Source organism: Ruegeria sp. O5 (genome assembly GCF_056535105.1).
Map to the genome: position 1 here is coordinate 1 of NZ_JBQERN010000048.1, position 1,515 is coordinate 1,515.

Below are 1,515 nucleotides of genomic sequence, written 5' to 3' on the forward strand. Positions count from 1 at the left end.
GATAGTGTTGAAAAAGTCCATTGATTGGTCGGTCTGTCGCTGATTCACTCGTTTTATGAGCGGAGGTGCGGCGATGATGGGACCGAGGCAGGTGGCGCAAGGTGCGTTGTTTTATGAGTTCTCGATTGACGAGTTTGTTCCTGCCGATCACCCGTTACGCGGCATTGATCGTTTCCTTGACCTGTCAGACGTTCGACCGCTTCTGGCACCGTCGTATAGCTCGCATGGCCGCCCTTCGATTGATCCAGAGTTGATGATCCGGATGCTGTTGTTGGGCTACTGCCAAGGCATTCGTTCAGAACGCCGCCTTTGCGAAGAGGTGCATGTCAATCTGGCCTACAGATGGTTTTGCAGGCTCGACCTGACGGACCCGGTGCCTGACCATTCAACCTTCTCAAAGAACCGGCATGGGCGCTTTCGGGAAAGCGGTTTGTTCCGACATCTCTTCGAGACAGTTTTGCAGCGCTGCATCGATGAGGGCTTGGTTGGCGGCGAGAACTTCGGCGTCGATGCCAGCTTGATCCCTGCCAATGCGAACCAGACGCGCGGCATTGACAGCAAGGAGGGTCTGCCACGGGAATTGGCCACGCGCGTGGTTCACGAATATCTCGAAACACTGGATGATGCCGCATTCGGCGCGTCCACCAAAGTCGTTCCCAAATACATCTCGCCGGTGGACCCTGCGGCGCGCTGGACAGGCGCCGATGGAGGTGCCGCATTCTTCGCCTATTCCACCAACTATATGGTGGATTTGGACAATGCGGTGATCGTTGACGTCGAGCCATCGGTTCCGATCCGAACCGCTGAGGCTTTCGCGGCGCGGCGTATGATCGACCGGATCACGGAACGCTTCAACATGACGCCAGATAAGCTGGTCGGCGATACGGGCTACGGATCAGCGGAGATGCTGGGTTGGCTCGTCGAAGAGCGTGGGATCGCGCCACACATTCCAGTTTGGGATAAATCCAAACAGACGGACGGCACGTTCTCGCGCGAAGACTTCATCTACGACCCCGCAACCGACAGCTACACATGCCCCGGCAACAAGGAACTGCGAACATACCGCCGGAACTTCTCCAAGCCGCGAAAGCCCAACGGTGGCAAAGACGGGTTCATCCGATACCGCGCCTCGAAGCATGATTGCGACGCATGTCCACTCAAGCCAAAATGCTGCCCAGGGGACCCTGGCAGGCGCGTGATGCGATCAATCCACGAAGCAGCTCGGGACGTAGCCCGCGATATCCGCAAAACAGATGCCTACATGACCTCATTCATTCAAAGGCGGAAAGTCGAGATGCTCTTCGCCCATCTGAAGCGATACATCGGCTTGCCAATGATGCGACTTCGAGGACCTAAAGGCGCATACGAACAGTTCCAGCTCGCAGCCACAGCACAAAACCTCAGGAAACTGGCAAAAATGGTTCCGCAACCAGAACCAACAGGCTGAGAGGAATAAATCGACTGCTTTCGGCTTCGCCAACCGGCAGTTCAAACGTCGACTTCTTCAACACTATC

General features: G+C 56.2%; 1 protein-coding gene. It reads left to right on the plus strand.

Annotated elements, in window-relative coordinates; genetic code table 11:
• Nucleotides 1-73: 73 nt before the first annotated feature.
• Nucleotides 74-1,447, plus strand: a complete 1,374-nt coding sequence (locus ACR0M3_RS20010; protein WP_480912414.1) for a transposase — start codon at nt 74-76, stop codon at nt 1,445-1,447.
• Nucleotides 1,448-1,515 lie beyond the last annotated feature (68 nt).